The sequence below is a fragment of the Saprospira grandis genome, assembly GCF_027594745.1.
GTDB lineage: Bacteria > Bacteroidota > Bacteroidia > Chitinophagales > Saprospiraceae > Saprospira > Saprospira grandis.
In genome coordinates this window covers 1,045,798-1,068,971 of the sequence record NZ_CP110854.1, presented here as the reverse complement: position 1 = coordinate 1,068,971, position 23,174 = coordinate 1,045,798, and the positions used below count along the sequence as shown (strand labels likewise).

Below are 23,174 nucleotides of genomic sequence, written 5' to 3'. Positions count from 1 at the left end.
AAAAAATGGCCCCGGCCTAGGGATGTGTAGGGGGGGCCGCAGGCCAGACCCAAGCCGCCGCAGGCGGCTGCAGGGCCGAGCAGACCTGCGAGCCCCGCAACAGCCCGGCGGGCCCTTGCCGCAGCGCAGCAAGGCAAAAGGGGCCCGCAGGCCCCAAAAAAACTTAATCCTCTACTTCTTGCAGATAATTATTGATAAAGCCCTTAAAGACCTGAAGACCCGCATCAAACTTATGGTTATTATTGATGAGTAAATCGGCCTGCTCCTTAATGGGCGCAATATACTGTCGGTAAGTGGGCATCACATGATGCTCATAGCGGTAAAGCACATCTTCTAGGGGATAATTGCGCTCAATGCGGTCCCGCTTGATTCGGCGAGAAAGGGCCGTAGACTCGCTGGTGTAGAGAAAGACCTTGAGGTCGATCAGGTCGGCGACTTGAGGATAATGAAAGACAAAAATACCCTCTAAAATAAGGATGGGCGCCGCCTTAAATTTAAGCATTTTGGGTTGGACCAAAGGATTATTGAAGGTATATTCCTCTCGTTCTATATCTTGGCCTGCAATCAGCTGGCGGACATCTCGCTCTAGTTCTTCGGCATTAATAGAAGAGGGGAGGTCAAAATTGAGGACTCCCTGTTCATCGGCTTTTTGTTCTTCTCTGGGGCGGTAGTAGTGGTCCGCAGAAAGGATACAAATTTGCTCTTTGCCAAATTCTTGTTCTAAAGCAGATAAAAAAGTGGTTTTGCCCGAGCCACTTCCCCCGGTAATCCCTATAACATAAGGTTTTTTCATAGCTGAATGCGCAATTCTCGATTTTTTGATCAAAATTATCGCTGCCAAAGATAGGGCCTTTTTGCGGAAGCCACAAATTTAGCCTAAGGCCATCGGGCAGAGAAAAGGCTGTTAAAAAAAACTAATATCCACATAGAAATTCAACCTTATTTTGTATTTATAGTTAGTTTGCAAACAATTGCCATCTACAAAAAAGAATAACCCTTATATGCTCAATATTTCTCCTAGCGATTCGCTGCCTATTCAGCGGATTAAGCAATATCCTGCCTTTAAGAAGGTGAGTACGCCCAAGAGTAGGCGTTGGTTGCTCTATACCTTACTATCGCTCTTTATTCTCTTGTTTTCTATGGCTTTTTTGCCTTGGACGCAGAACATACGGGCCAAGGGAAAAGTAACTTCTTTGCGGCCAGAAGATCGGCCTCAGTCGGTTTACCCTATTATTCCGGGGCGGATTGAGCAATGGTATGTACAGGAAGGCGATACGGTGCATGCGGGAGATACGCTGGTGCGTTTATCGGAAATTAAGGTAGCCTATATGGACCCTGAGTTAGTACAGCGGACTGATGAGCAGTTGGTCGCTAAATCTTCTTCTGTGGTATCTTATCAGCAGAAGGCGGAGGCTTTGGCGCAGCGTATTCGCTTGTTGCGGGAGTCGAGGGGCTTCAAGTTGGAGCAGGCGGAGAACAAGCTCAAGCAGGCCAAATTTAAGATTGCCTCGGATAGTGCAAAGTTGGAGGCGGCCAAAATGGCCCAAAACATTGCAGAAAAGCAGTTTTTTCGGACCGATACGCTTTATCAGAAGGGGCTAAAATCATTGACCGAACTGGAGGCTAAGCGCAACAAAATGCAAGAAACGGAGGCCAAGCTGAATGCGGCAGAAAATAAGCTAGAGCTATCAAAAAATGAATACCTCAATGCTAAAATTGCGCTCAATAGCATTCGGGCAGATTATGGCGATAAATTGGCCAAGGCGGAGTCGGATCGTCTTTCGGCTTTGACGGCGGGTTTTGACAGCCAAGAAAAGGTGGCCAAGTTGAAAAACACCAAGGCCAATTATCAGAATCGGCAGCAGTTTTACTACATCTTGGCCCCTCAGGATGGCTTTGTTTCTAAGATTTATAAAAAGGGAATTGGCGAGACCTTGAAAGAAACGGAGCAATTGCTTGCGGTGGCGCCACTTTCGCCTCCCCCTGCTGTAGAAATATATGTGCGGCCAATGGATTACCCCCTACTTCAGAAAGGGGAAACAGTCATCTTTACCTTTGATGGTTGGCCGGCCTTTGTTTTTGCGGGCTGGCCCAACCAGTCGGTAGGTACCTTTAAAGGAAAGGTCTATGCGGTAGATAATGCCGTAAGTGATAACTCTATGTTTAGAGCCTTGGTGATTCCGGACCCCTATGCGGCCAAAGATTGGCCGAATGGCTTGCGGGTTGGCGCAGCGGCAGAAGCTCGGATTTTGCTCAAAGATGTTTATTTGGGCTATGAAGTTTGGCGGCAGCTCAATGGTTTCCCGCCAGATTATTACGAAATCAACTATGAAAAAGTAAAAATGAAAGCTCCTGTCAATCAGCTCAAAAAATAAGCATGTCGTTGAAATCCTTTTTTTTAGCGGCCGCCCTTTTGCTGCTGCTTTTTCCGCTTCGGGCGCAAGACAGCCTGAGTTATCAAAGCCTGATAGAAAATGCAAAGCTTTACCATCCCTTGAGTCGACAAATTCAGCTTTTGGAGCAGACGGCTGAGGCGGAGTTGCGTAAGGCTAGGGGAGGGCTAGACCCTAAGTTGATGGCCAAATGGGACCAAAAGCAATTTAAGAGCAAGGAATATTATGATATTTTTGAAAGCTACTTGCAACTGCCTAGCATTTGGGGGATTAACCTTCAGGCGGGTTATCGTTTGGCCGAGGGCTACTACCTCAATCCGGCCGATCAGTTGCCAGCGGCGGGGCAGGCTTTTTTGGGTGTAGAGGTCCCTATTCTCAATGGATTGATACAGAACGAGCGCCGCAATGCAATTCGGCAGGCAAAATTGCTTCAATCGCAGAATCAGGCCGAGCAATTGGCCCAAATTAACCAATTGCTCTATGATATTTCTGCAGACTATTGGGGCTGGTCCTACAAGCAGGCCTGTTTGGCTGTTTATGAAGAAAACCGAGAAATTCAGGCTAGACAATTGTCGCAGTTGCGCGACCGTTTTTTGCAGGGAGACATTGCGGCCATAGACACCTTAAAGGGCTTTATTCAGTGGCAGGATGCTGGCCTCAAGCAATTGGAGGCGCGTTTGGCTAGTGAGCAAGCGGCCTTAAAGGTAGAGCGGCATCTTTGGGGCGAAGAGTTAGAAGAAAAGAGTTTGCCCTTGGGCAGTTTGGCTCAATCTATTTTGGCCTTGCCCCTAACGCCCTTAGATAGTAGTGATTTGGAGGAGCTTTTGGCCCGTTTGGAGGAGCAGCCCGAGCTACAAAGCTATGCTTTTCAGCAGCAGGGTTTGGAGCTAGAAGAGCGCTTAAAGGCCAATAAATTATTGCCCAAAATTAAGTTGAAGTATAACTTTTTGGCGGGAGAAAGTCTGCAATTTGGCCAAGGGAGCCCTTTGGAGTATTATAAATTGGGCGTACAGCTCGAGCATCCTATTTTGATGCGCAGCGCCCGAGGTGATTTGGCCCTCAATCGGCTGAAGCAGCAGAAGCTGGACTTTAAAGTTCGCTTTAAGCAAAGAGATTTGCAGACCAAGCTCAAAAGCTATTTTATGGCCCTACAGCAGGCGGTAAAGCAGGCCCAATTGGCCGATGAACTCGTAGAGAATTACCGCAGATTGGTGGTAGCGGAAAGAGAAAAATTTATGCTGGGCGAGTCGGATATATTTATTGTCAATACTCGACAGCAGCAATATGTAGAGGCCCAATTGAAGGCCCTAAAGTTGCGTTACAACTACATCAAGAGCCGCATAGCTTGGCAGTGGGCCAGCAATTGGTAAGTGGCGGCAAAAGCAACTCAAAAGGGCGAGCTAGATTCATCTAGCTCGCCCTTTTTTGGACCTAGAGGGCGCGCAGCGCCCCGGCTGAGGGATGGGCAAGGGGGGCCGAAGGCCAGACCGAAGCGGCAAAGCCGCTGAAGGGCCGAGCAGACCTGCGAGCCCTGAGACAGCCCGACCCGCCCGCAGGGCGGGGCAGCCCCAAATAAAAAAGCTACTGAAATAGATTCCAGTAGCTAATTTATGGCTTTAATACTCAAAAGCGTATTGGACCAAATTGGCCCCCATTTGCAAAGAAAGCAAGCGTTTTTCTTCGGGGTCGTTATGGACCTCTTGGTCCTCCCAACCATTGCCTAAATCCGTTTCATAGCTATAGTAGCAAACCACTCGGCCCTCCCAGAGCAAGGCAAAACCCTGAGCGGGTTTATCGTCATGCTTATGGATTTTGGGAATACCGCCTTTAAACTTATAATTCATATTATAAATAGGGTGGTCGTAGGGCAGCTCCACAAAATCTAGTTCGGGAAAGACCTTTTTCATGGCTGGGCGGATAAAAGGGTCCATGCCATAATTATCGTCGATATGCAAAAAGCCGCCAGAGATCAGATACGTTCTGAGGTTTTCGGCTTCGGCATCTGAGAAAACGACATTTCCGTGGCCTGTCATGTGGAGAAAGGCGTAATCAAAGATTTCGGCGCTAGCTACATCTACGGTGGCATAATCTAGCTCGAAATTGCTATAGAGTTTTTGCTTGCAAAAGCTGGCCAGATTGGGCAGTGCCGTGGGGTTGGCGTACCAATCTCCGCCCCCTTTATATTTGAGCAGGCCCATTTTGAGGGTCGCTTGATTATTTTGTGCTTTGGCTTGTGTAGTTTGCGCCTGTTTAGAGAGGGTAATTCTAGGCATTTGAGCCATCAGCTGAGCAGAGAAAAACAAGCAGCAAGCAATTCTGAGTACAAACATTGGGGAGGCGTTTTTTAGATTAGCGGCGGGCAAAAACCATTTTATAGCGGCGCGGGATATCGCCCGTCTGAATTTTATCGAGCCGCTTTTTGAGCATTCTTTTCTTCATTGGCGAGAGGTAGTCGGTAAATAGCACCCCCTCGATATGGTCATACTCATGTTGGATAACCCGAGCATTGAGGCCATCAAATACCTTTTCTTTGAGTTCAAAGTTTTGGTCGTAGTATTCGATGCGAACTTGGGCTTTTCGCTTCACTTTTCCGTGAATATTGGGAATACTTAGGCAGCCCTCCTCATAGGTCCAAGGCTTACCAGCTTCCTCAATAATAATGGGGTTGATAAAGACCTCTTTCAGGCCTTTTTCGCCATTTTTTTCTTCATCTAGTTGTAGGGTATCTACTAAAAAGAGGCGAAGGCTTTGGCCCACCTGTGGGGCTGCAATCCCCATGCCACCTGCATGGTACATGGTTTCCCACATGTTTTCGATGAGCTCTTCTAGGCCCTTAGAGTTGTTTTCTATTTCTTGGCACTCTTTGCGCAAGACAGGATGCCCGTAGGCATAAATTGCTAATTTCATACTGTTGTATACATCAATCAAATGGAGGCCGAGCCTCTTAAAGAAATCCCATATATTCTTGCAAGATAATGGCGGCACTTACTTGGTCGACTAGGCCTTTTTCTTGGCGCTTTTTCTTTTTCTTGACCGAAAAACGGATGACCTCTTTGGCCATCTGAGAGGTAAAGTGTTCATCCTGGCGGTGTACCGCTAAGTTGGGAAAGCGCTTTTGCAACTTTGCAATAAATTCCAAAATTTGGGCCTCTTGCGGGACAGGCTGCCCATCTTTTTGGAGCACTTGGCCCACCACCAAAGCCTCTACCTCTTCTTCTTGCAAATAGTTGCAAAGGTAGTCATATAGCTCCTCTGTGGCCACTGTACAAAGTGGAGAAGCAATCAGTTGTAGGGGGTCGGTGGTGGCCAAACCCGAGCGTCTTTTTCCGTAATCTAATGCCATTATTCTTGCCATGCCGCCAAGATAAGTATTTTTCCTAAAACAATTTTGTAGGGCTTTGGTTGGCCGGCAGATTCTTTGGGCCGATAAACAAGGAAGAAAAAAGTTGGACTGGACCAAAAATAAGTTCTATTTTTGAGCCTGATTTAAACCTTCTAAGTCCTCATTCTCATGAAATCTTTTTTTAAGTTTTTATACTATTTTCTAAGCTCTAAGCTCTTCCTCAAGAATATGGGGATGATGATTGGCATTGCGCTGCTGAGCTTTGTCCTGCTCTTTTGGCTCATTCTCCCCTCTTATACCCGCCATAATGAGTCTATTGAAGTACCCGATATTAAAGGCCTTTCGGTCAAAAATGCCGAGCGACAACTCAAAAGCCGAAAGCTCCGCCTGGTGGTTACCGATACGATTTATAACGCAAAACGAAATCCTGGCATTATCCTCAAGCAATCGCCTGAGGCCAATAGCCGAGTGAAGCCCAACCGAAGCATCTACCTGACCGTAAACGCCAATAGCGCTCCCCCCGTCAATATTTATTATAATGAGATTATTGGCCGCCCGCTCAATTTTGTCGAGAAGAAATTTAAGGCGCTCGGCCTAAAAATTGGCCAACTGAAGTATGTAGATGGAGGCGGAGAAAATACGGTGGCCGCCGCTTATACCAAAGATAAAACCCTGATCTTTAAGGAGGCCGACCCCAGTAAGGGAGAACGCCGACCCAAGCAACCCTATCAGCTCAAACAAGGCGATAAAGTAGACCTAGAGCTCTATAAAGGAAAAGATAGCGGCAAAAAATTGGTCCCCGACCTGAGCTGCAAAACCTTCTCAGAAGCCGAGTTTATCATTAAGGGCAATGCTTTTTATTTGGGCACGGTGAGCTATGGCCCAAATATCATCGATACTATGAATGCTTATGTGGTCCGACAGTCGCCTTCTGCCGCTTCTCGGGCCAGTATGGGCGCCGGAATTGACATCTGGCTGCTGGCCGAAAAACCAGAGGTCTGCCAAGAGTTTGAACAGCAAGATGAGTCCAGCAATGGAGATACCTTTGACGATGATTTTGGCGGAGTTGGCCAATAGTTACCGAAATAGCCTGCTAGATATCATGACTAGGAGGCTATTTTTTTGGGGCCTCCGCTGCGGCTTCGCCTTGCGGCGCTACGCTTTGGGGCTCGCAGGTCTGCTCGGCCCTGCGTCGCCTTCGGCTCCTTGGTCTGGCCTGACGGCCACCCCGCCGCATCGCTAGGCCGTTTGGCCTTCGGCCAAAGGGCCGACCCGCCTTGGGCCAATTTTTTTTTAAACGCCTGTTAGTTGGTCCCAAATTTCTACATGTAGGCGGCTACACATTCTAATTTGCTCCCGAATACAAATTTCGGCCACCATTTTATTGCGTTCGAGCAAGGCGGCTAGGCTATCGGCAGCGGGCATAAGGACCAATTGCTCCTTTTTGAGGAGGCCTTTGTCTAAGAAATCGCTTTGTATTTCTTCAAAGTCACTAGCTTGAGCGATCACAAACTTAAAGATGGTTCCAGATTCTTGGGCCAAGCCCTTTAGGGCCTTAGGAACAATGCGTTTTTTGGCTGGCATGCCCGAGTTTTGGAGTTTTGGGGAACAATTCCAGTAACTGACCCTTTCTAATAGGGGAGCAGAGGGCAGAAAACAACCATTGGTTTCTACCTCAATAATAGGACGAAGTCCTTGCCGCTCTGCTTCTACAAAGGCCAAAAAGGCCGCAATGCGCTTATCTTGCAAGAGCGGTTCTCCTCCCGTAATGACCAAATGCACCCCCTGGGCTAGGCGCTGGCTAAATTGCAACTCATCGTCTAGGCGCTGCAGCAATTGGGCAAAGGGAAGGCTTTCGCCCTTCATCCAGACCTCCATCGTGTCGCAAATCCAGCTAGCGCCATCATGCAGTTGGCCGTCTTTTTCGGCCCCTTTGCCCCCACAAATGAGGTTGCAGCCCGAGAGGCGGAGAAAAATGGCTGGCACTCCCATCGTTTGGCCCTCTCCCTGAAGGCTGTAAAAGTATTCGCTAACGGCAAGTAAATTGGGCGTAGTAGACATGATCGGAGAAGATTTTAGCTAAAAAAGATAGGGTAGGGCGGGACCAATTGGCCTAGCGATGTGGAGGGGGGCGGCGAAGCCGCAGACCCAGCCAAATGAGCGTAGCGAATTTGGCGCAGGGCCGAGCAGACCTGCGAGCCCCGAAACATAGCGCCGCAAGGCGAAGCCGCAGCGGAGGCCCCAAAAAAACAAAAAAAATAACTGAAGCCGATAAAATGCTTACAAATTAGTAATTTTGGGATCAGATAACAACCAAAAAGAAAAGTGGTGCATCCTGTTCTTATAGAAGAAGTTTAGCGCATCTTTAGTTTAGATTCACTTGGATAATAAAATGTATTGGTATGAGAAAATCACCCTTATGGATAGCCAGTTTTTTGCTGCTCTTGCTTGTTCAGACCTCTGGACTTTGGGCGCAGTCGGCAAAAAAAGCGAGCTATAGAAACAATAATGAAGTTCGGACCGTGCAAGGTTGCGAGTATGAAGTGCTAAAAGGCTTGGCGGAAATTACGGAAGTAGAAAAGACGCGGAGCAAGTCAGAAAGTGCTTTGGGCTATGATGAATACAGCGTGAAATTTAAATTTACGCCCATGGAAAAAGGGCAGCAACTAATGGCTGATTTTGGCGAGAATAGCTTTGACTTTTTCTTGCGAAGTGGCTATGACCGCCTGCCTGTTGGCCCTAAATACCTTAAGCACTATTATGTGCATAAGGGCCAAAAATTTGCCATGGAATTTTTGCAGACCGATGATAAAACCTGCCGTGAACAATATACCTATAAGTCAATGGGGATCCCTAATGATTTGTTTGAGGCACAGGATAGCATCAAGGCCTATAAAATTCAAATTGCTGCCGAAAAACTCTATAAAAAAGAGAAGGAAGTAAATGAAGCCAAGGGCATTGCTATGGCCGAAGAAGCAGCCACTCAGGCCAGCGGAAACCGTCCCCCAGAAACTGCTCCAGAAGAACAGCCCAAAGAGGAAGAAGGACCAAAAGAAGAGGATCCCAAAGAGGAAGAGGATCCCAAAGAGGAAGAGCCTGAAGTAGACCTGAATTTGCCTTCTGAAGAAGAATTGCGCAAAAAAGTAGAGGCCGAACTCCGCGAAAAGGAGGGCATTGCAAAAAGCCCCGACGAAATGGATCTAGACGCTTTGCGGGCGCAAATTGAAAAAGAAGAGCGCGCCAAAGCCAAGGCTGAAGCCGCCAAACAAGCCGAATTGGACCAGAAAAACGCTATTAAGCGCGAAAAACAGGCCGCCAAAGAACGCAAGAGATTAGAAGAGCAACGCCGTAAGGAAATTAAGGCCAAAGAAGAAGAACTGCGAGATGAACTAGCCGAGAAATTGGCCGCAGAAAAAGCAGCCCTAGAGGCCCGTAAGGCCGCTATTCGAGAGCAGGTAACCAACGAAATCCGTAGAGAAAGCTGTGTCTATGAAGAGAAAATCTCGGGCACAATCAAGGTCATCTCTGTAGAAGAAGGCCCCACCGAAGTGGAAAGCCTATTTGGCTATAAGGAATATGTGGTGACCCTTAAGTTTAAGCCAGATAACTATGCCGACCTCCCTAGAAAAGAGCGTAAGCTCTGGGATAAAACCTTTACCTTCAAGCTAGACCCCAAAGGGAAAAGCGCCAACCCAGGAGCAACTTATGTACGTATCCATAAGCTCTTTAAGGGCAATAAGTACAATGGTTTTGCCCAGCGTTTGTCTTCTGGAGTATGCAACGATATTATGGTCTACTCTCCAGATTTACCCATTGACGCCAGTCAGGTGCGTAAGTAAATGGGCCAAGGACCAAAAGCAAAGCGAGCTGTCGATTTATCGACAGCTCGCTTTTTGTTTAACGCTTGTTTTCTATCAGCTCTACTAAGGCCGCTTGCAAATCTCGGTACCGATGCTTAAAGCCTTCTTCTTCTAGCCGCTTAGGAAGCACCCTGGCCGAATAAAGGACCACATTGGCCATTTCCCCCATGGCCAAACGCAGCGCAAAGCGAGGAGCAGGCAGAATCAAGGATTTTTTTCCAGTTGCCTTAGCTAAAATATGCGCCATTGTCTTATTTTGTACGGGATCTGGCCCCACCCCATTATAAACGCCAGCCTTTCCCTGCTGAATGAGGAACAAGAACATCCGACAAAGATCGCTGATATGTACCCAAGGGTAGTATTGCTCGCCATCGCCAAAATAAGCGCCCAAATGAAACTGATAAGAAGGGAGCATTTTGGCCAATGCGCCCCCCCGAGTCGAAAGCACAATGCCTATCCGAAGATGACTGATCCGAGCTGTTAATCCCTCAAATGCCTTGGCGGCATCTTCCCAAGCAATACAACTCCGCACCAAAAAGTCGTCTTTTCGCTCTTTATGAATGGCCGACTCTTCCGATAAGACCTCATTCCCCCGATCTCCATAAATCCCTACCGCCGAAGCCGAAATAAAGGCTTTGAGCTCTTGCCTAGCCTCCCTAAAGGCTTGGGCCAATATCTTTAGGCTTTGGCTCCGACTGTCAATGATCAATTGCTTTCGCTGATCACTCCATCTCGCATCAGCAATGCCCGCCCCCGCCAAATGAATGAGGTAGTCAATCGGCTGATCAAAAAGCTGAGGATCTACCCAGCCCCGATCCAAATCCCACTCAAAGGCCGTCCATTGCGTGATTTTAGTCGGATTCCGACTGAGCAAAATTGGCTCAAAGCCCTGCTGATGTAGGAGCTTACAAAGTTCTTGACCAATGAGACCGCTGCCTCCCGTTATTAAAATTCTACTCATTATTTTTATATCTTTAAGCGCCCCGTTAACAAACAATTTTCTTCAATTTACACAACTATAATGACCAATATGAATATCAGAAAAAAAACAATCTTAGGCCTGCTCGGGCTAAGTTTATGTTTTGGCAGTTGCCAGCCTTCCTCTCCCGAAACAAACGGAGAAGCCGATCAGGAAGTAAAGGAAAGCCAAAGTAGCAATAAAATGAAGGATCCTTCCGTAACGGTCTGGGAACTAGATGACCCCGATGGCTTAAATCCTGTAACCTCTCAAGGGGCCGCAGCTACTTATATTCAGAACAACATATTCTCTCGCTTGTTGGAGTTTCACCCCGAAGATCTCAAATTAGTGCCCCAACTCGCCCTCAAAATGCCCGATGTCAGAGAACTAGAAGAAGGCCCCTATGCCGGCGGTATGTCGCTACACTTCGAGATTAGACCCGACGCCAAATGGGATAACGGCCAAGCCGTTACGGCCTATGATTATCTCTTTACCATCAAAGCAATCAAAAACCCCCTAGTAGAATCGGGTAGCCGACGCCCCTATTATGAGTTTATCGACTCGATCTATATTTCCCCCAATAACGAAAGAGAATTTACTATCTTCTCTAAACAACGCTACTTTATCGCCGAAGAATCTGCCGGCGATATGCACATTATGCCCGAGTATGTCTATGACCCCGAAGGCCTAATGAAAAAGGTAAGCCTGGCCGAACTCAACCAGATGGATTATGAAGCCGCCAACAAAAATGCAAACCTCGAACGATTTGCCCAAAATTTTAATAGCCCCAAGTTTAGTAAGGAAACAGTGGTCGGATCTGGCCCTTACCGCTTTGTAGAATGGAGCAACGGCCAACATATTATCCTCGAACGCAAAGAAAATTGGTGGGGTAATGAGGCCAAAAACCCCATGCTAGTCGCTTATCCCACAAAAATTATTCACAAAGTGGTCAATGACCCCAGTACCGCTATTACCGTGGCCCGAAATGAGGAAATTGATGTCCTACACAATATCAAACCCGTCAAGTTTAAGGCCCTAAAAGAAGATCAAGAGTTCCAAAATCTTTTTGAGCTCTCTTCGCCCCCCGTTTTTGGCTACTATTATATCGGAATCAATCTGCGCAACCCTAAGCTAAAAGATAAAAAACTCCGCCAAGCGCTCTCCCATATCATTAACCGCCAAGAAATTATTGATGTCCTCTTTGAAGGCCTAGCCACCGAAACCGTCGGCCCGATCAACCCCCAAAAGGAGCACTATAATGACCAGATTAAACCCTTTAGCTATGACCCAGAAAGAGCTAAAGAACTCTTGACAGAAGCCGGCTGGACCGATTCCGATAATGACGGAATTCTAGATAAACGCATCAACGGAAAACTAGAAAAGCTAAGCCTTGAGTTTAAGTATAATCAAGGCAACGATATCCGCAAAAATATTGGACTGCTCCTCCAAGGAGAAGCCCGAGCCCTAGGTATCGAAATCAAAATCAAAAGTGCCGATTTTCCCGTCTTTGTCAAGGATATCCAAAACCGAGAGTTCGAACTCATCTGCTCGGCCTGGGCCCAAGGCCCCAATCTCGACGAGCTTAAGCAGGCTTGGCACTCTTCCTCAGACCGAAATGGCGGCAGCAACCGCATCGGCTTCCGAAATGAAGAATGTGACCGCATTATCGATAGTATCCGCATTACGCTCGATCCCCAAAAACGTAAGGAGCTCTATTTCCGCGCCCAAGCCATTATCCATGAAGAACAACCCTATCTCTTCCTCTGTGTGCCCAGTAGCTGCTTCGCTATCCACAAACGTTTCGCCGATATCGAAACTTCCCCCCTCCGCCCAGGCTATCGGGTGACCGATTTCCAACTGAAGTAAACAACACTAAATAATATAGCCTCTACTGATGAAGTAGGGGCTTTTTTGTTTTTTGGGGCCTCCTGCCTGCGGCAGGCGCTACGTTTCGGGGCTCGCAGGTCTGCTCGGCCCTTCAGCGCTGCGCGCTTCGGTCTGGCCTTCGGCCACCCCTGCACATCGCTAGGCCAAAGGCCCTTCGGGCCTTTAATGAGCCTTGGCCTAGGGGCATAAAAAAAGCATCAAACTCCCCCAAGCTTGATGCTTTAGCTCTTATCATAGAGCTTAAACCCTAAAAACTATCACTATGAAAACCAAATTTACTTTGGTCATAGTTCAAATTTAAGATAGCTCCTTTGGTTTTTATAGCGAATAAAACCTAATGTTTATCTATAGGTATTTTGCTTAGCATTCTTGTCCCTACAATTAAAACCTACTCATATAGTTGTTTGTAGGCGCTTGCTGCAAGCGGAAAAGACCGAAGATGATAACTAAATTGCTCTTCCTGCTGCTCGGCTCCATAAAAGGCCAAGGAATGCCCCAAGCGCCGCCTTTCTATAAAGGCTTGTCCCAAAATAGGCCCCAACAGACGAAGGTCGCCATAGGCGTAGCTCTCCAATAAGGGAATAATCCGATGCGCAAAACAAAGGTTCAATTCCTCCAATTGCCGAATCCCTAAGAGGTAGCCATGCCCAATCTCTTGCGCTGCCGAAAAATACAAACGAATCCGCTGGTTGAGGGCCTGTAGTAGCCGAGCCAAATCAACACCTTGGCAATCACCCAATAGTTGCGGCTCTGGCCGTACCGCTATGGCATGAAAACGCCTCCGCAAGGCCCAATCTAAGGATTGTAGACTGCGGTCGCCCTCATTCATGCTGGCCAGAATATAGAGGTTGTCGGGCAGGGCAAAAGTCGCTTTGGAGTAGGGGAGAACTAGCCGCATGGGGGCTTTTCCTCCCAAACGGTTTTCTGCACTCAATAAAGAAAGGAGCTCCCCAAATACCGCCCCCACTTCGGCCCTGTTCAATTCGTCAATTATAAGCACAAAACGCTTGAGCGGCTGGGCCAAGGCGGCTTTGGCAAAGCGCTTAAATAAGCCTTCCTCTAATACATAATGAAGTTGCTTGCCTTGCATCTGAGGCTTTAGCCCTTCCATAAAGTCTTCATAGCTCATGGCGGGATGAAAGGCAATCATGGCCAAATGCCCCGCCTGCCGCTGTTCTTCCAAACGCTGCTCTATCTCTTCCGTCGATAACTGCTCTATTTGGACCAAAGGCAGCCCCTCGCAAATGCTCAAGGCTTCCAAACGAGCGGCCCGGGTTTTTCCACAAGCAGAAGGCCCATAGTAGAGCTGGTTGAGGGGCCGCTCTTTCTCCCGATGATAAATCAATTGGCTTTCTTCCCAATCATCTATCTGCTCTTTGCCTAGGCTGTCGTATTGTTTGTCCCATAATTCCCGAAGCAGGGGCAAGAAGAGCAGTTGGCCCAATAGTAAGGGGTAGTTTTCGGCCAGCTTGGCCTTTAGCCCCAATTCACTAAATAAATCTAAGAGTAGGCTTTGCTTAGCCGCTGGCCCCAAAAAACTATCGAGGATATAGGAGAGGGCTTTTTGCCTAAAAATAGGTAGCCGCTTTAAGGGCTGCTCCAAATAGGCCAGCAAAAGTTGCCCCGAGGCCGATAAGCCTTTGGCATTGCCGTCTCTTTTGTAAATCAGGAGCTGCTCGGCCCAAAAAGAGAGCTGCATGGGCCAAAGGTTGAGCCCCGGCCCCTTGCTTTGTAGTTCTAGCTTTTGGGCAAAAGAGGGCTGTAGCTCGGCCAATAATAAACCCAGTTGCAGATGTACAGCCTGTAGAGAACTAGAGAGTTGCTCAAATTCTTCTCCCCACTGCGCGCCCTTTTTCCACTGCGCCCGCAAAAGCTGCATCTCCTCTTCTTCTAATAAGGGCAGGGCCTTAAAACTGGCCCATTGCGCAAGGAGAGCTGCCAAAATAGGCCGCTCGGCCTCGGCATAGCTCGCTAGGCTGCTCTGTAGTTGGGGAATCAAGTTGCGGAGGAGCTCCGCATAAGGACTAAATATGGCCATCTCTTATAAACTGCTTGGTACAAGGCCCAAAACTAGAGGTTTAAGGCCAAAACTTACTGCTTTTAGCCAATTTTAAAGCCCAATTGGCCCAAATCTCTCCAAAAATCGGGATAGGATTTGGCCACAACTTCGGGCTGCTCCATTTTTAATGGACCAAGCAAAAGCGATAAGGGAGCCAAGGACATGAGCATCCGATGGTCTTTGTAACTACTAATTAAGGGCTTTTTTTGGGCCCTTTTTACTCCCGACTTAATATGCATCCAGTCATCTCCAATTTCTACTACGGCCCCTAGCTTTTCTAACTCGTTTTTCATGGCCGCCAAACGGTCGGTCTCTTTGATGCGCAAACTCTGTAGACCAAAAAGCTGGCAGGGAATAGCTAAGCCCGCTGCTATGGCCATTAGGGTTTGGGCCAAATCGGGATAGTGCCGACAATCATAGCGCAGTTCCTTAGGAAGCGGCTGCGCTGTTTTTTGAAGCTTTAGCTGTCCCTCGGGCAAAAATGTACTGACTACCCCCAAGTTTTGCATCAGCTCGGTAATGACGGAATCTCCCTGTAAGGAGTTGGCCCGCAATTGCCCTAGCTTTAGGCTAAATCCAGGCTCGGCCAAGGCCACTAAGGCATAGTAGTAGGCCGCCGCGGACCAGTCGCCTTCTACAATAAATTCTTCTTGGGGAGCTTGGTAGTTTTGGGGCTCAATTAAAAAGCTTTTTCCCGCCTGCAGATAGTCGATGCCAAACTGCTCCATTAGGCCTAGGGTCATCTGAATGTAGGGCATAGAAATGATCTCCCCCTCTAGTTGCAGTTTTAGTCCCTGCGGTAGGGCAGGGGCAATAAGCAGGAGGGCCGAAATATACTGGCTGCTGATGCCGCCATCTATGCGCAAGCTAGGCATTTCTTCTGTGTCCTTCCAACTAGAGGCCCCAATCTGCAAGGGGGGATAGCCCTCTTGGCCCAAGTAGTCAATTTGGGCGCCCAAGCTACGCAGGGCTTCTACCAAGGGGCCAATAGGCCGCTCTAGCATCCGAGCCGAACCCGTGAGCACTTGCTTTTTGTTGTTGAGACAAAGGTAGGCCGTGAGAAAGCGAAAACAGGTCCCTGCATCTTCGGCATCTAGTATTTCTTCCTCTTCTTGCTGTAGTAGTCGGACCAAGCTCTGGCTGTCTTTGGCCCTAGATAAGCTTTTTGGGGGCGCCAATTGGCCCATAATCGCCTGAATAATCAATAAGCGATTGCTGATGCTTTTGGAGCTGTTGAGCTGAATGTATTGGGCGCCAGCCAAGCTTTTGGGCGCTTCTAAGAGTCGACTTTTAGGCATAATTGGTAGATTGAGCATTTTTTGGAGTGAAAAAACCCCAATAGGGGCGGGCTGGCCTAGCGATGTGCAGCAGTGGCCGTTAGGCCAGACCAAGGCGGCAAAGCCGCCGCAGGGCCGAGCGAAGAGCGAGCTGCGACAACCAGCCCCTATAGGGGCGCCAGTTCGACGACCGTAGGGAGTAAACGTAGCGCCGACGAGCGTAGCGAGGCGACAACAAGGCTGCAAGCCGCAGTTCGACGACTGAAAGGAGTAACGCCCCAAAAATAAAGGATCATTAGAACAAGCTAGGCATAGAATAGTTTAGGCAAAAAAAAGCCCCCTTCTTAAGGAAGGAGGCTGATTGATTAGATTTTATTTGCGCTTAGAAACGAGCTGATTTACAGCCTTGGCGCTTGCGGCGGCGCTTGCGAGAGCCTACCAAACCGTTGTCAATAAAGTTATAAGAAATAGTGATTCCCGTAATGAGGTACCAGTCTTGGGCCTTATCGCCACGAGTGGTTTGGCCCCCTCTTTCGGCTACTGCTGCATCATAGGCATCTTGGGTAGGAAAGTCGGCCCCAAAGGTGCCCCCAGCTTGGGTCACTAGGTACTCATAAGTGCGGTCAGACATCAGTTGCTGCTCCGAGAGGTTGCCAAATTGGCCCCCATCATAAGGGTTTTGATCGTAGAGGGCGGTGGCGGGAGTGGTGGTCACATCATAGGGATAACTCAAAGAAACATCATCTAGGTAATCCGTAAATGTTTTGCGAAAGCCAATCTCAAAACCAATATTGAGGTGGCTATGAACGGCAAATTTTACCCCCAAACCCATGGGAATAGAGAGCTGCGTGAGCTCATAAGGATCTCTATTGGGTAGGTTGGGATTGCCCTGTCCCTCGGTGGCCAAGGGCTGTAGCGCTACCCATTCGTCGTCTCGGTTGGGGTCAAAGTGCTTGGCCTTGGGGTTGTAGTTGAAGACGCCCAAACCAATGAAGGCATAGGGAGAAAATAATTTTTTGTGGCCCATAGTATGGTAGCCCATAAAGTTGATTTCGGCCATCAAGGCTCCCTCAAAAATATGAGAGCGGAAATGTAGGTTCCGAATCTGGTCGCGTAGCTCTTTTGCATCTTGGTCGTTGCCCGAAATATTGCCGTAGCTAGCCTGTAACCTAAAATTGAGATACTGGTTGAGGTTGTAGCGAGCAAAAATACCTCCCGCCAAATGCAGGTGTTTGGTATCGAGCATAGAGTTGACCAACTCCCCCGAATAACTAGAGGTCCCTAGCTGTGCGCCTACCTCAAAATAAGGCCGAGCCCAACTGTGCTGAGCCTGAACAAAAAAGGGAAGCGATAAGGCTAAAAAGAAGAGTGATAGTGTTTTCATATAAGCAGTTTTTGAATTGGCGGGCTAGGGGAATAGGGACAAATCTATCTAAAAATACAATTTTAAACTGGCTTGGCCAAATTCCAACTAACGAGGAATAATCAGCTCATAATCCTCATAATGTAGTCCTCCCCAAACGCCTAAGCCGCCCTGAATATTGGATTCAATGCGGACATAATTGCCAAAAGGCCCCTGGCTGCCCGAACTATACTCGAAGGTTTGCCAAAACCGAAAATGCGGATAATCAATGTTACTTACTCGAACAACGGCGGTGTCGCCCCGCCAATAATAGCCCGCCGTTTCTAGATCAAATTCAGAAACAAAGGACTGCCCCCGCTGTACCGGGATTTCAAAACCTACCCGCCCATCAAAAATCTTATCATCCGTAACCGATTGGCCCAAAAGCGGATAAAAAGGCTCCTCATTCCGCTTGGTAAATACCCGATAGTAGTTTTCTTCTCCCGCAGGATCCGTCACCGAAGCCCGCAATTCAACCAAAGAGTCATTCTCTGGATAATCCGGATGATCGACGTAATACAGGCTGTCAAAACCCACCAAAGGTGCTAAGGTCGTCACGGCCGAAACGCTATCTTCTCCCGCTCGAACTACTAGGCTGTAGCTTCGCCCAGGCTCAATCTCTAAAGGCGAGAAGTTCAAAAAGCCAAAGATGTCTATATATATGCAGTATTCTAGCTCGGTGACCGAAATGCCCCCCAAGCCCAAAAATTCGGCAACGGTTTGGGCCACGGCCGTATCCAAAGCCGCCAAATCGCCCAAGCAAAATTCGGTCAGTTGGACTTCGTTTTCTCCATCCGATACCCGAACGTCGGCATCATGCACAAAGAGTTCGGCTAGCCGATCGGGGCTCAAATCTCCTATATAAGGCGAGCTTTGGGTCAAAATAACATAGGGTGGCAGGGCCCCCGGCCCATATTCCACATAGCCTTCTACCACTAGTTGAGGCTCATCAAAAACGTCTTCGGGGGTATACTCTTCTTCGCAGGCGCCAAGGCCCAATAATAGGAGCAGCAAGGCAAAAATGGGGAGCTGGTTTCGCATGTTTTCTCTTTTACCGCTTTAACGATCTGCAAGACCCAAAGGTTGATGCCTAAGTCGCTTTATTCTGTTTTTTTGGGGCCTCCGCCTCGCTGCGCTCGTCGGCGCTACGCTTTGGGGCTCGCAGGTCTGCTCGGCCCTTCAGGCTACACTTCGTTTCGCCTTCGGTCTGGCCCTGCGGGCCACCCCGCCGCATCGCTAGGCCTGCGGCGGCTTCGCCGCCTGCTAAACCGCCTAAGGGGCCAATTGTTACTAATAAGTTAAAGTACTGACTTAGTGAACTTATTGCTAAGGGCCAATGAGCTAACTTTTTGTTAGCTCGAGCTAGGGTTTTCCTAGCTCAACCTAAGCGGCTACTAGCTCGAGCTAGCTTTTTCTTAGCTCGAGTTAATACTTTCCTAGCTCGACCTAAGCGGCTACTAGCTCCAGCTAGGGTTTGGTTAGCTCGACCTAAGGCGCCACTAGCTCAACCTAGGGTTTGGCTAGCTTGACTTAAGCTATTCCTAGCTCGACCTAGCTGTTTGTTAGCTCCAGCTAGTACTTTCTTAGCTCGACCTAAGGCGCCACTAGCTCAACCTAGGGTTTGGCTAGCTTGACTTAAGCTATTCCTAGCTCGACCTAGCTGTTTGTTAGCTCCAGCTAGTACTTTCTTAGCTCGACCTAAGGCGCCACTAGCTCAACCTAGGATTTGGCTAGCTCAACCTAAGCTATTCCTAGCTCGACCTAAGGCGCCACTAGCTCAACCTAGGGTTTGGCTAGCTCAACCTAAGCTATTCCTAGCTCGACCTAGCTTTTCCTTAGCTCCAGCTAATACTTTCCTAGCTCGACCTAAGCGGCTACTAGCTCCAGCTAAGGTTTAGTTAGCTCAACCTAAGGTTTGGCTAGCTTGACCTAAGCTATTCCTAGTTCGACCTAGTTTTTTCTTAGCTCCAGCTAGGCGGCTACGCCCTAAATTCAGCCGCCGAAGAAGAGGGCCCAAAGAAAAAAGACCGCTGAGCGGCCCAGCGCTGCGGAGGGGTGGCCGAAGGCCAGACCAAAGCCGCCGCAGGCGGCTGCAGGGCCGAACAGACTTGTGAGCCCCGCAGCATAGCGGCGGCCAGCTTGCTGGCCGCGGGCCCCAAAACACCCCCCTAAAAAATTAAATTAGCAAGGGCTCAAAACTTTTTTCCTAAATTGCTTTTCTAAGAACAAAGAATCAATGAAATGTTAAAAGTTGCTTTTTCGCCCATCTACCGCTACGAGTTGCCCCAAGGCCACCGCTTTCCTATGATCAAGTACGATCTATTGGCCCAGCAGCTCATTTATGAAGGTTGTCTGGAAGAAGAGAATTTTTTTCACCCTCAACCCATTGCCGAAGAATGGATTTTGCGCACCCATAGCAAAGATTATTGGGACTCCCTAAAAGAGCAAACGATTTCGGCCAAAGCTGCCCGTAAAATTGGTTTTCCCATGTCCGATAAATTGGTCCAACGCTCTAAAGTGATTGCTCAAGGGACCATTGATTGCTGCTTGGCGGCCCAAGAATATGGGGTTTCGCTCAATATTGCAGGCGGCACGCATCATGCCTATGCCAGCCATGGAGAGGGCTTTTGTCTGCTCAACGACTTTGCGATTGCCGCCAATTATCTCTTGGACCAAGGCCTGGCCCAGCAAATTCTCATTGTCGATTTGGATGTGCATCAAGGCAATGGCAGCGCCAAAATCTTCGAAAATGAGCCCAGGGTTTTTACCTTTTCTATGCATGCCGCGGCCAATTATCCTTTCCGCAAAGAGCGGTCGGACCTTGATATTGCCCTGCCCGATCTGATGGATGACGGCCCTTATTTGCAGGTTTTAGCCGATTATTTACCCGCTTTGCTCGAAAGCCTTCGGCCAGATATGGTCCTTTATCTCTCTGGCGTAGATGTCTTGGCCTCTGATAAGTTGGGCCGTTTGGGCCTAAGCTTAAATGCCTGCGCTCAGCGAGACCAATTTGTGTTTAGCTGCTGCCAAAAGGCGGGCGTTCCCGTAGCGGTCAGTATGGGCGGCGGCTATTCGCCCCAACTGCGCTACATCATTGAGGCCCATGCAAACACTTACCGAATGGCCCAAAAAATTTACAGCTAAATGAATCAACAAAATATTGCCATTATTGGCGCCGGCATTGGCGGCATTGGGGCGGCCGTACGTCTAGCCGCCGCTGGCCATAGGGTAGCGGTCTTTGAGGCCAATAGTTACCCCGGCGGCAAACTCTCCAATTTGCAAGTAGGCGATTACCGCTTTGATGCGGGGCCCAGCCTCTTTACCATGCCCCAATATGTAGAAGAACTCTTTGCCCTAGCTGGCGAAAACCCCAAAGATTTCGGCTTTGATTATCATCGCCTAGATACGGTTTGTAAGTACTTTTGGGAAGATGGGCAGTCTATTTCCGCCTATGCCGATCTTCATAAATATGGCCAAGAGGTAGAAGAAAAACTGGGCTTTCCCGCCCAAGCGCTTAAGGATTATCTGGCTTGGGCCCGTTTTAGATACGAAACTACGGCCCCCATTTTCCTCGAAAAATCACTGCATCGACTCAGCACTTATTTGCGCTGGAAAACCTTTAAGGGGGTCTTGGCTATGCCTTGGCTAGGGCTGCATCGCTCTTTGGACCAAGAGAATAAAAAGCGCCTAAAGCAGCATCCCAAAATGGTCCAACTCTTTAATCGCTATGCGACTTATAATGGCTCTAGTCCTTATAAAACCCCAGGTATCATGAGTCTGATTCCGCATCTGGAACAGGGTTTTGGGGCCTTTATGCCCAAGGGCGGTATGAAGGAAATTAGCCATTCGCTGGTTCGTTTGGCCGAACATTTAGGGGTGAAATTTCATTATGGACAAAAAGTAGAGGAGATTTTGGTCCAAAACAAAGCCGTAAAAGGCATCAGAATTGGCCAAAAAGAACTAGTCTTCGATCAAGTCGTTTGCAATATGGATATCTTTTTTGCCTACGACCGTTTGCTGCCCAAACAGCCTAGGCCTAAGCGCATTTTGGAGCAACCGAAGTCTTCTTCGGCCCTCATTTTTTATTGGGGGATGGACCAAAGTTTTCCCGAACTAGATGTGCATAATATCTTTTTCAGTGATAATTATCCAGAGGAGTTCCGCCAACTATTTGAGGAAAAAAGCCTTTATGAAGATCCTACGGTCTACATTCACATCAGCTCCAAAGTAGAGCAAAGCGATGCCCCCTTGGGCCATGAAAATTGGTTTGTGATGATCAATGCCCCTCAACTTGATGGTCAAGACTGGGAGGACTTAATTGCCCAAAGTAAAAAGCGGATTCTCCAAAAGCTAGAGCGCATTTTGGGCCGTCCCGTTCAACCCCATATTGTCGAGGAAGAGCTACTTTCTCCCGCCCTCATTCAAGCGAAAACCCAATCGCATTTGGGGTCTTTATATGGCACTTCCTCCAACAACAGCATGGCGGCTTTTTTCCGTCATCCCAACTTTTCTAGGCAGCTGTCGGGCCTTTATTTTGTGGGCGGCAGCGTGCATCCTGGGGGCGGGATTCCGCTGGCCCTTTTATCGGCCAAGCTGGCCACAGAAGACCTCATTAAAAACCTAAAATAGATGTCCTTAAGCTATTCGCAAAAGCAAAACTGGGTGCTCATTCTGCTCTGCTGCCTCTATGCTGTGGGCTTGCTGGGCGTCAGTTGGCCCTTGCATCCCGAATTTATGCGGCTCACGCCACTCAATTTATTAGCCACTTTTGGCCTTTGCCTTTGGGCCGAAAAACAGCAAGACAAACGACTCTATTTGGCCCTTTTTGCGGTCTATTGGGGCGGCTGGTTTTTAGAATTGGCGGGGGTGCAAACGGGGCTCATCTTCGGAGAATATAGCTATGGCGCTACTTTGGGCCCTCAGTTGGGCGGCACGCCTTTCATGATCGGCCTCAATTGGGCCATGCTGGTCTATGCTTCTAGCTCGATCATTTTGCGCTTTTTCGCCAGCCGCCCGCTTTGGCTGCGCAGCCTGCTGGGGGCCAGCCTCATGGTCAGTCTCGACCTCTTTATTGAGCCCGCCGCAGTCCGTTACGATATGTGGAGCTGGGGCAATACGCCCTACAACAGCCTACTGGTGGCTCCTTGGCAAAATTATGCGGTTTGGTGGCTGGCCGCCTTTGGTCTACAGCTCTTTTTTGGCCATTTTTTGGGGCCTAGGCGCAACCCCGCCCTCGAATTTTTGTTTCTTTGGCAGTTCGTTTTCTTTCTCTGGATCTACCTCTTTTTATTGATGTAGTTCTTTTTTTGGGGCCTCCGCCTCCCTTCGGTCGTCGGCGGTTACTCCCTTCGGTCGTCGAACTGCGGACTAAAGTCCTTGTTGTCGTTTCGCAGCTCGCTGTTCGCTCGGCCCTGCGGCGGCTTCGCCGCCTGGGTCTGGCCTTCGGCCACTGCTGCACATCGCTAGGCCGTAGCGGGCTTCGCCCGCTTTTGGAGCAGATAATTTCCACTTTCTCATAATACCTTTAGTATGCAGATTTTACTCTATACCTTAATTACGCTTGCTAGCGTCATCGCCATGGAATTTGTGGCCTGGTTGGCCCATAAGTACCTCATGCACGGCCTCTTATGGATTTGGCATGAAGACCATCATAAGCCTCATGAGGTAGAAGGCTTTTTTGAGAAAAATGATCTCTTCTTTTTGGTTTTTGCGGTCCCTAGTGCGGCCTCTTATATTATTGGCTCGGCTGTACCGGGCTATTTTCTGCTCTTTTTTGTGGGCGTGGGCATTTCCATTTATGGGCTGATCTATTTCCTGATCCATGACGTATATATACACCAACGCTTCAAATGGTTTAAACAATTGGATGGCTGGTATTCTAGAGGGATTTTGCGTGCCCATGGCGCTCATCATGCCAAACAGGAAAAAGAGGATGGCGTTTCTTTTGGCCTCTTGCTGGTGCATCCCAAATATTTTCGCAAAAAAAAGAAGTAAT

At 48.5% G+C, this 23,174-nt stretch carries 19 protein-coding genes; 9 read left to right on the top strand and 10 right to left on the bottom strand.

Translation table 11 applies throughout. The features are described from left to right. Window positions 1–163 precede the first annotated feature (163 nt). On the bottom strand, window positions 164–841 hold the full coding sequence (locus OP864_RS04095; RefSeq protein WP_270100026.1) for a uridine kinase family protein: 678 nt from the start codon (window positions 839–841) through the stop codon (window positions 164–166). 160 nt (window positions 842–1,001) lie between these two features. Between OP864_RS04095 and OP864_RS04090 the strand changes: the two genes are divergently transcribed. Together OP864_RS04090 and OP864_RS04085 are read left to right on the top strand one after the other, a co-directional pair. After that, complete coding sequence (locus OP864_RS04090; RefSeq protein WP_270100025.1) at window positions 1,002–2,375, top strand: HlyD family secretion protein; 1,374 nt, start codon at window positions 1,002–1,004, stop codon at window positions 2,373–2,375. A 2-nt stretch (window positions 2,376–2,377) separates the two neighbouring features. Then, window positions 2,378–3,763: a TolC family protein gene (locus OP864_RS04085; RefSeq protein ID WP_270100024.1), complete on the top strand. Its 1,386-nt coding sequence runs from the start codon at window positions 2,378–2,380 to the stop codon at window positions 3,761–3,763. 246 nt (window positions 3,764–4,009) lie between these two features. Here the strand turns inward: OP864_RS04085 and OP864_RS04080 are convergent, their stop codons facing one another. From OP864_RS04080 to ruvX, 3 genes are read right to left on the bottom strand one after another with little or no spacing between them, the layout of a single operon-like run. Continuing rightward, on the bottom strand, window positions 4,010–4,723 hold the full coding sequence (locus tag OP864_RS04080) for a DUF4159 domain-containing protein (protein WP_270100023.1): 714 nt from the start codon (window positions 4,721–4,723) through the stop codon (window positions 4,010–4,012). A 19-nt stretch (window positions 4,724–4,742) separates the two neighbouring features. Further along, window positions 4,743–5,300, bottom strand: a complete 558-nt coding sequence (def, locus tag OP864_RS04075) for a peptide deformylase (protein WP_002659672.1) — start codon at window positions 5,298–5,300, stop codon at window positions 4,743–4,745. Between the two features lie 37 nt (window positions 5,301–5,337). Next, entirely contained in the window at window positions 5,338–5,748 is a 411-nt protein-coding gene (ruvX, locus tag OP864_RS04070; protein ID WP_270100022.1) for a Holliday junction resolvase RuvX, read from the bottom strand. Window positions 5,749–5,904: 156 nt separating this feature from the next. Here ruvX and OP864_RS04065 point away from each other — a divergent pair, with 156 nt between their 5' ends. Further along, a complete protein-coding gene (locus OP864_RS04065; protein WP_270100021.1) occupies window positions 5,905–6,813 on the top strand; it encodes a PASTA domain-containing protein in 909 nt (302 codons plus the stop codon). Between the two features lie 216 nt (window positions 6,814–7,029). Here OP864_RS04065 and OP864_RS04060 read toward each other — a convergent pair whose 3' ends face one another. Beyond that, window positions 7,030–7,797, bottom strand: coding sequence for a 7-carboxy-7-deazaguanine synthase QueE (locus tag OP864_RS04060; RefSeq protein ID WP_270100020.1), 768 nt, complete (start codon window positions 7,795–7,797; stop codon window positions 7,030–7,032). 341 nt (window positions 7,798–8,138) lie between these two features. On the opposite strand from OP864_RS04060, the gene OP864_RS04055 reads away from it, so the two are divergent. Continuing rightward, a complete protein-coding gene (locus OP864_RS04055) occupies window positions 8,139–9,575 on the top strand; it encodes a hypothetical protein (protein ID WP_270100019.1) in 1,437 nt (478 codons plus the stop codon). Between the two features lie 58 nt (window positions 9,576–9,633). On the opposite strand, the gene OP864_RS04050 is transcribed toward OP864_RS04055, so the two are convergent. Beyond that, window positions 9,634–10,557: a TIGR01777 family oxidoreductase gene (locus OP864_RS04050; protein WP_270100018.1), complete on the bottom strand. Its 924-nt coding sequence runs from the start codon at window positions 10,555–10,557 to the stop codon at window positions 9,634–9,636. Window positions 10,558–10,626: 69 nt separating this feature from the next. Here OP864_RS04050 and OP864_RS04045 point away from each other — a divergent pair, with 69 nt between their 5' ends. Next, a complete protein-coding gene (locus OP864_RS04045; RefSeq protein WP_270100017.1) occupies window positions 10,627–12,420 on the top strand; it encodes an ABC transporter substrate-binding protein in 1,794 nt (597 codons plus the stop codon). 409 nt (window positions 12,421–12,829) lie between these two features. Here OP864_RS04045 and OP864_RS04040 read toward each other — a convergent pair whose 3' ends face one another. The 4 genes from OP864_RS04040 to OP864_RS04025 all read right to left on the bottom strand — a co-directional run bounded on the left by OP864_RS04040 (window position 12,830) and on the right by OP864_RS04025 (window position 18,220). Continuing rightward, window positions 12,830–14,479: an McrB family protein gene (locus OP864_RS04040; protein WP_270100016.1), complete on the bottom strand. Its 1,650-nt coding sequence runs from the start codon at window positions 14,477–14,479 to the stop codon at window positions 12,830–12,832. Window positions 14,480–14,541: 62 nt separating this feature from the next. Further along, window positions 14,542–15,816 carry a 3-phosphoshikimate 1-carboxyvinyltransferase gene (locus OP864_RS04035; RefSeq protein WP_270100015.1) on the bottom strand — a complete coding sequence of 425 codons (1,275 nt, stop codon included), beginning with the start codon at window positions 15,814–15,816 and terminating at the stop codon, window positions 14,542–14,544. Window positions 15,817–16,159: 343 nt separating this feature from the next. Beyond that, complete coding sequence (gene porG, locus OP864_RS04030; RefSeq protein WP_270100014.1) at window positions 16,160–17,161, bottom strand: type IX secretion system protein PorG; 1,002 nt, start codon at window positions 17,159–17,161, stop codon at window positions 16,160–16,162. An 87-nt stretch (window positions 17,162–17,248) separates the two neighbouring features. Then, window positions 17,249–18,220 (bottom strand): DUF4249 domain-containing protein, encoded by a 972-nt coding sequence (locus OP864_RS04025; protein WP_270100013.1) that lies wholly within the window; start codon window positions 18,218–18,220, stop codon window positions 17,249–17,251. 1,200 nt (window positions 18,221–19,420) lie between these two features. Here OP864_RS04025 and OP864_RS04020 point away from each other — a divergent pair. The 4 genes from OP864_RS04020 to OP864_RS04005 all read left to right on the top strand — a co-directional run bounded on the left by OP864_RS04020 (window position 19,421) and on the right by OP864_RS04005 (window position 23,173). After that, on the top strand, window positions 19,421–20,323 hold the full coding sequence (locus OP864_RS04020; RefSeq protein ID WP_270100012.1) for a histone deacetylase family protein: 903 nt from the start codon (window positions 19,421–19,423) through the stop codon (window positions 20,321–20,323). Then, entirely contained in the window at window positions 20,324–21,808 is a 1,485-nt protein-coding gene (gene crtD / locus OP864_RS04015) for a 1-hydroxycarotenoid 3,4-desaturase CrtD (protein ID WP_270100011.1), read from the top strand. It begins immediately after the preceding gene. Then, entirely contained in the window at window positions 21,809–22,477 is a 669-nt protein-coding gene (locus OP864_RS04010) for a carotenoid biosynthesis protein (RefSeq protein ID WP_270100010.1), read from the top strand. A gap of 231 nt (window positions 22,478–22,708) precedes the next feature. Beyond that, a complete protein-coding gene (locus tag OP864_RS04005; RefSeq protein ID WP_270100009.1) occupies window positions 22,709–23,173 on the top strand; it encodes a sterol desaturase family protein in 465 nt (154 codons plus the stop codon). The last annotated feature ends 1 nt before the right edge of the window (window position 23,174 follow it).

What these genes read in the sequence shown, in the direction of transcription:
- OP864_RS04035 (WP_270100015.1), bottom strand. Translation starts at nt 15,816, where the DNA reads ATGCTCAATCTACCAATTATGCCTAAAAGTCGACTCTTAGAAGCGCCC.
- OP864_RS04010 (WP_270100010.1), top strand. Translation starts at nt 21,809, where the DNA reads ATGTCCTTAAGCTATTCGCAAAAGCAAAACTGGGTGCTCATTCTGCTC.
- OP864_RS04065 (WP_270100021.1), top strand. Translation starts at nt 5,905, where the DNA reads ATGAAATCTTTTTTTAAGTTTTTATACTATTTTCTAAGCTCTAAGCTC.
- OP864_RS04080 (WP_270100023.1), bottom strand. Translation starts at nt 4,723, where the DNA reads ATGTTTGTACTCAGAATTGCTTGCTGCTTGTTTTTCTCTGCTCAGCTG.
- OP864_RS04020 (WP_270100012.1), top strand. Translation starts at nt 19,421, where the DNA reads ATGTTAAAAGTTGCTTTTTCGCCCATCTACCGCTACGAGTTGCCCCAA.
- crtD (WP_270100011.1), top strand. Translation starts at nt 20,324, where the DNA reads ATGAATCAACAAAATATTGCCATTATTGGCGCCGGCATTGGCGGCATT.
- def (WP_002659672.1), bottom strand. Translation starts at nt 5,300, where the DNA reads ATGAAATTAGCAATTTATGCCTACGGGCATCCTGTCTTGCGCAAAGAG.
- OP864_RS04025 (WP_270100013.1), bottom strand. Translation starts at nt 18,220, where the DNA reads ATGCGAAACCAGCTCCCCATTTTTGCCTTGCTGCTCCTATTATTGGGC.
- ruvX (WP_270100022.1), bottom strand. Translation starts at nt 5,748, where the DNA reads ATGGCAAGAATAATGGCATTAGATTACGGAAAAAGACGCTCGGGTTTG.
- OP864_RS04085 (WP_270100024.1), top strand. Translation starts at nt 2,378, where the DNA reads ATGTCGTTGAAATCCTTTTTTTTAGCGGCCGCCCTTTTGCTGCTGCTT.
- OP864_RS04040 (WP_270100016.1), bottom strand. Translation starts at nt 14,479, where the DNA reads ATGGCCATATTTAGTCCTTATGCGGAGCTCCTCCGCAACTTGATTCCC.
- OP864_RS04050 (WP_270100018.1), bottom strand. Translation starts at nt 10,557, where the DNA reads ATGAGTAGAATTTTAATAACGGGAGGCAGCGGTCTCATTGGTCAAGAA.
- OP864_RS04045 (WP_270100017.1), top strand. Translation starts at nt 10,627, where the DNA reads ATGAATATCAGAAAAAAAACAATCTTAGGCCTGCTCGGGCTAAGTTTA.
- OP864_RS04005 (WP_270100009.1), top strand. Translation starts at nt 22,709, where the DNA reads ATGCAGATTTTACTCTATACCTTAATTACGCTTGCTAGCGTCATCGCC.
- porG (WP_270100014.1), bottom strand. Translation starts at nt 17,161, where the DNA reads ATGAAAACACTATCACTCTTCTTTTTAGCCTTATCGCTTCCCTTTTTT.
- OP864_RS04090 (WP_270100025.1), top strand. Translation starts at nt 1,002, where the DNA reads ATGCTCAATATTTCTCCTAGCGATTCGCTGCCTATTCAGCGGATTAAG.
- OP864_RS04055 (WP_270100019.1), top strand. Translation starts at nt 8,139, where the DNA reads ATGAGAAAATCACCCTTATGGATAGCCAGTTTTTTGCTGCTCTTGCTT.
- OP864_RS04060 (WP_270100020.1), bottom strand. Translation starts at nt 7,797, where the DNA reads ATGTCTACTACGCCCAATTTACTTGCCGTTAGCGAATACTTTTACAGC.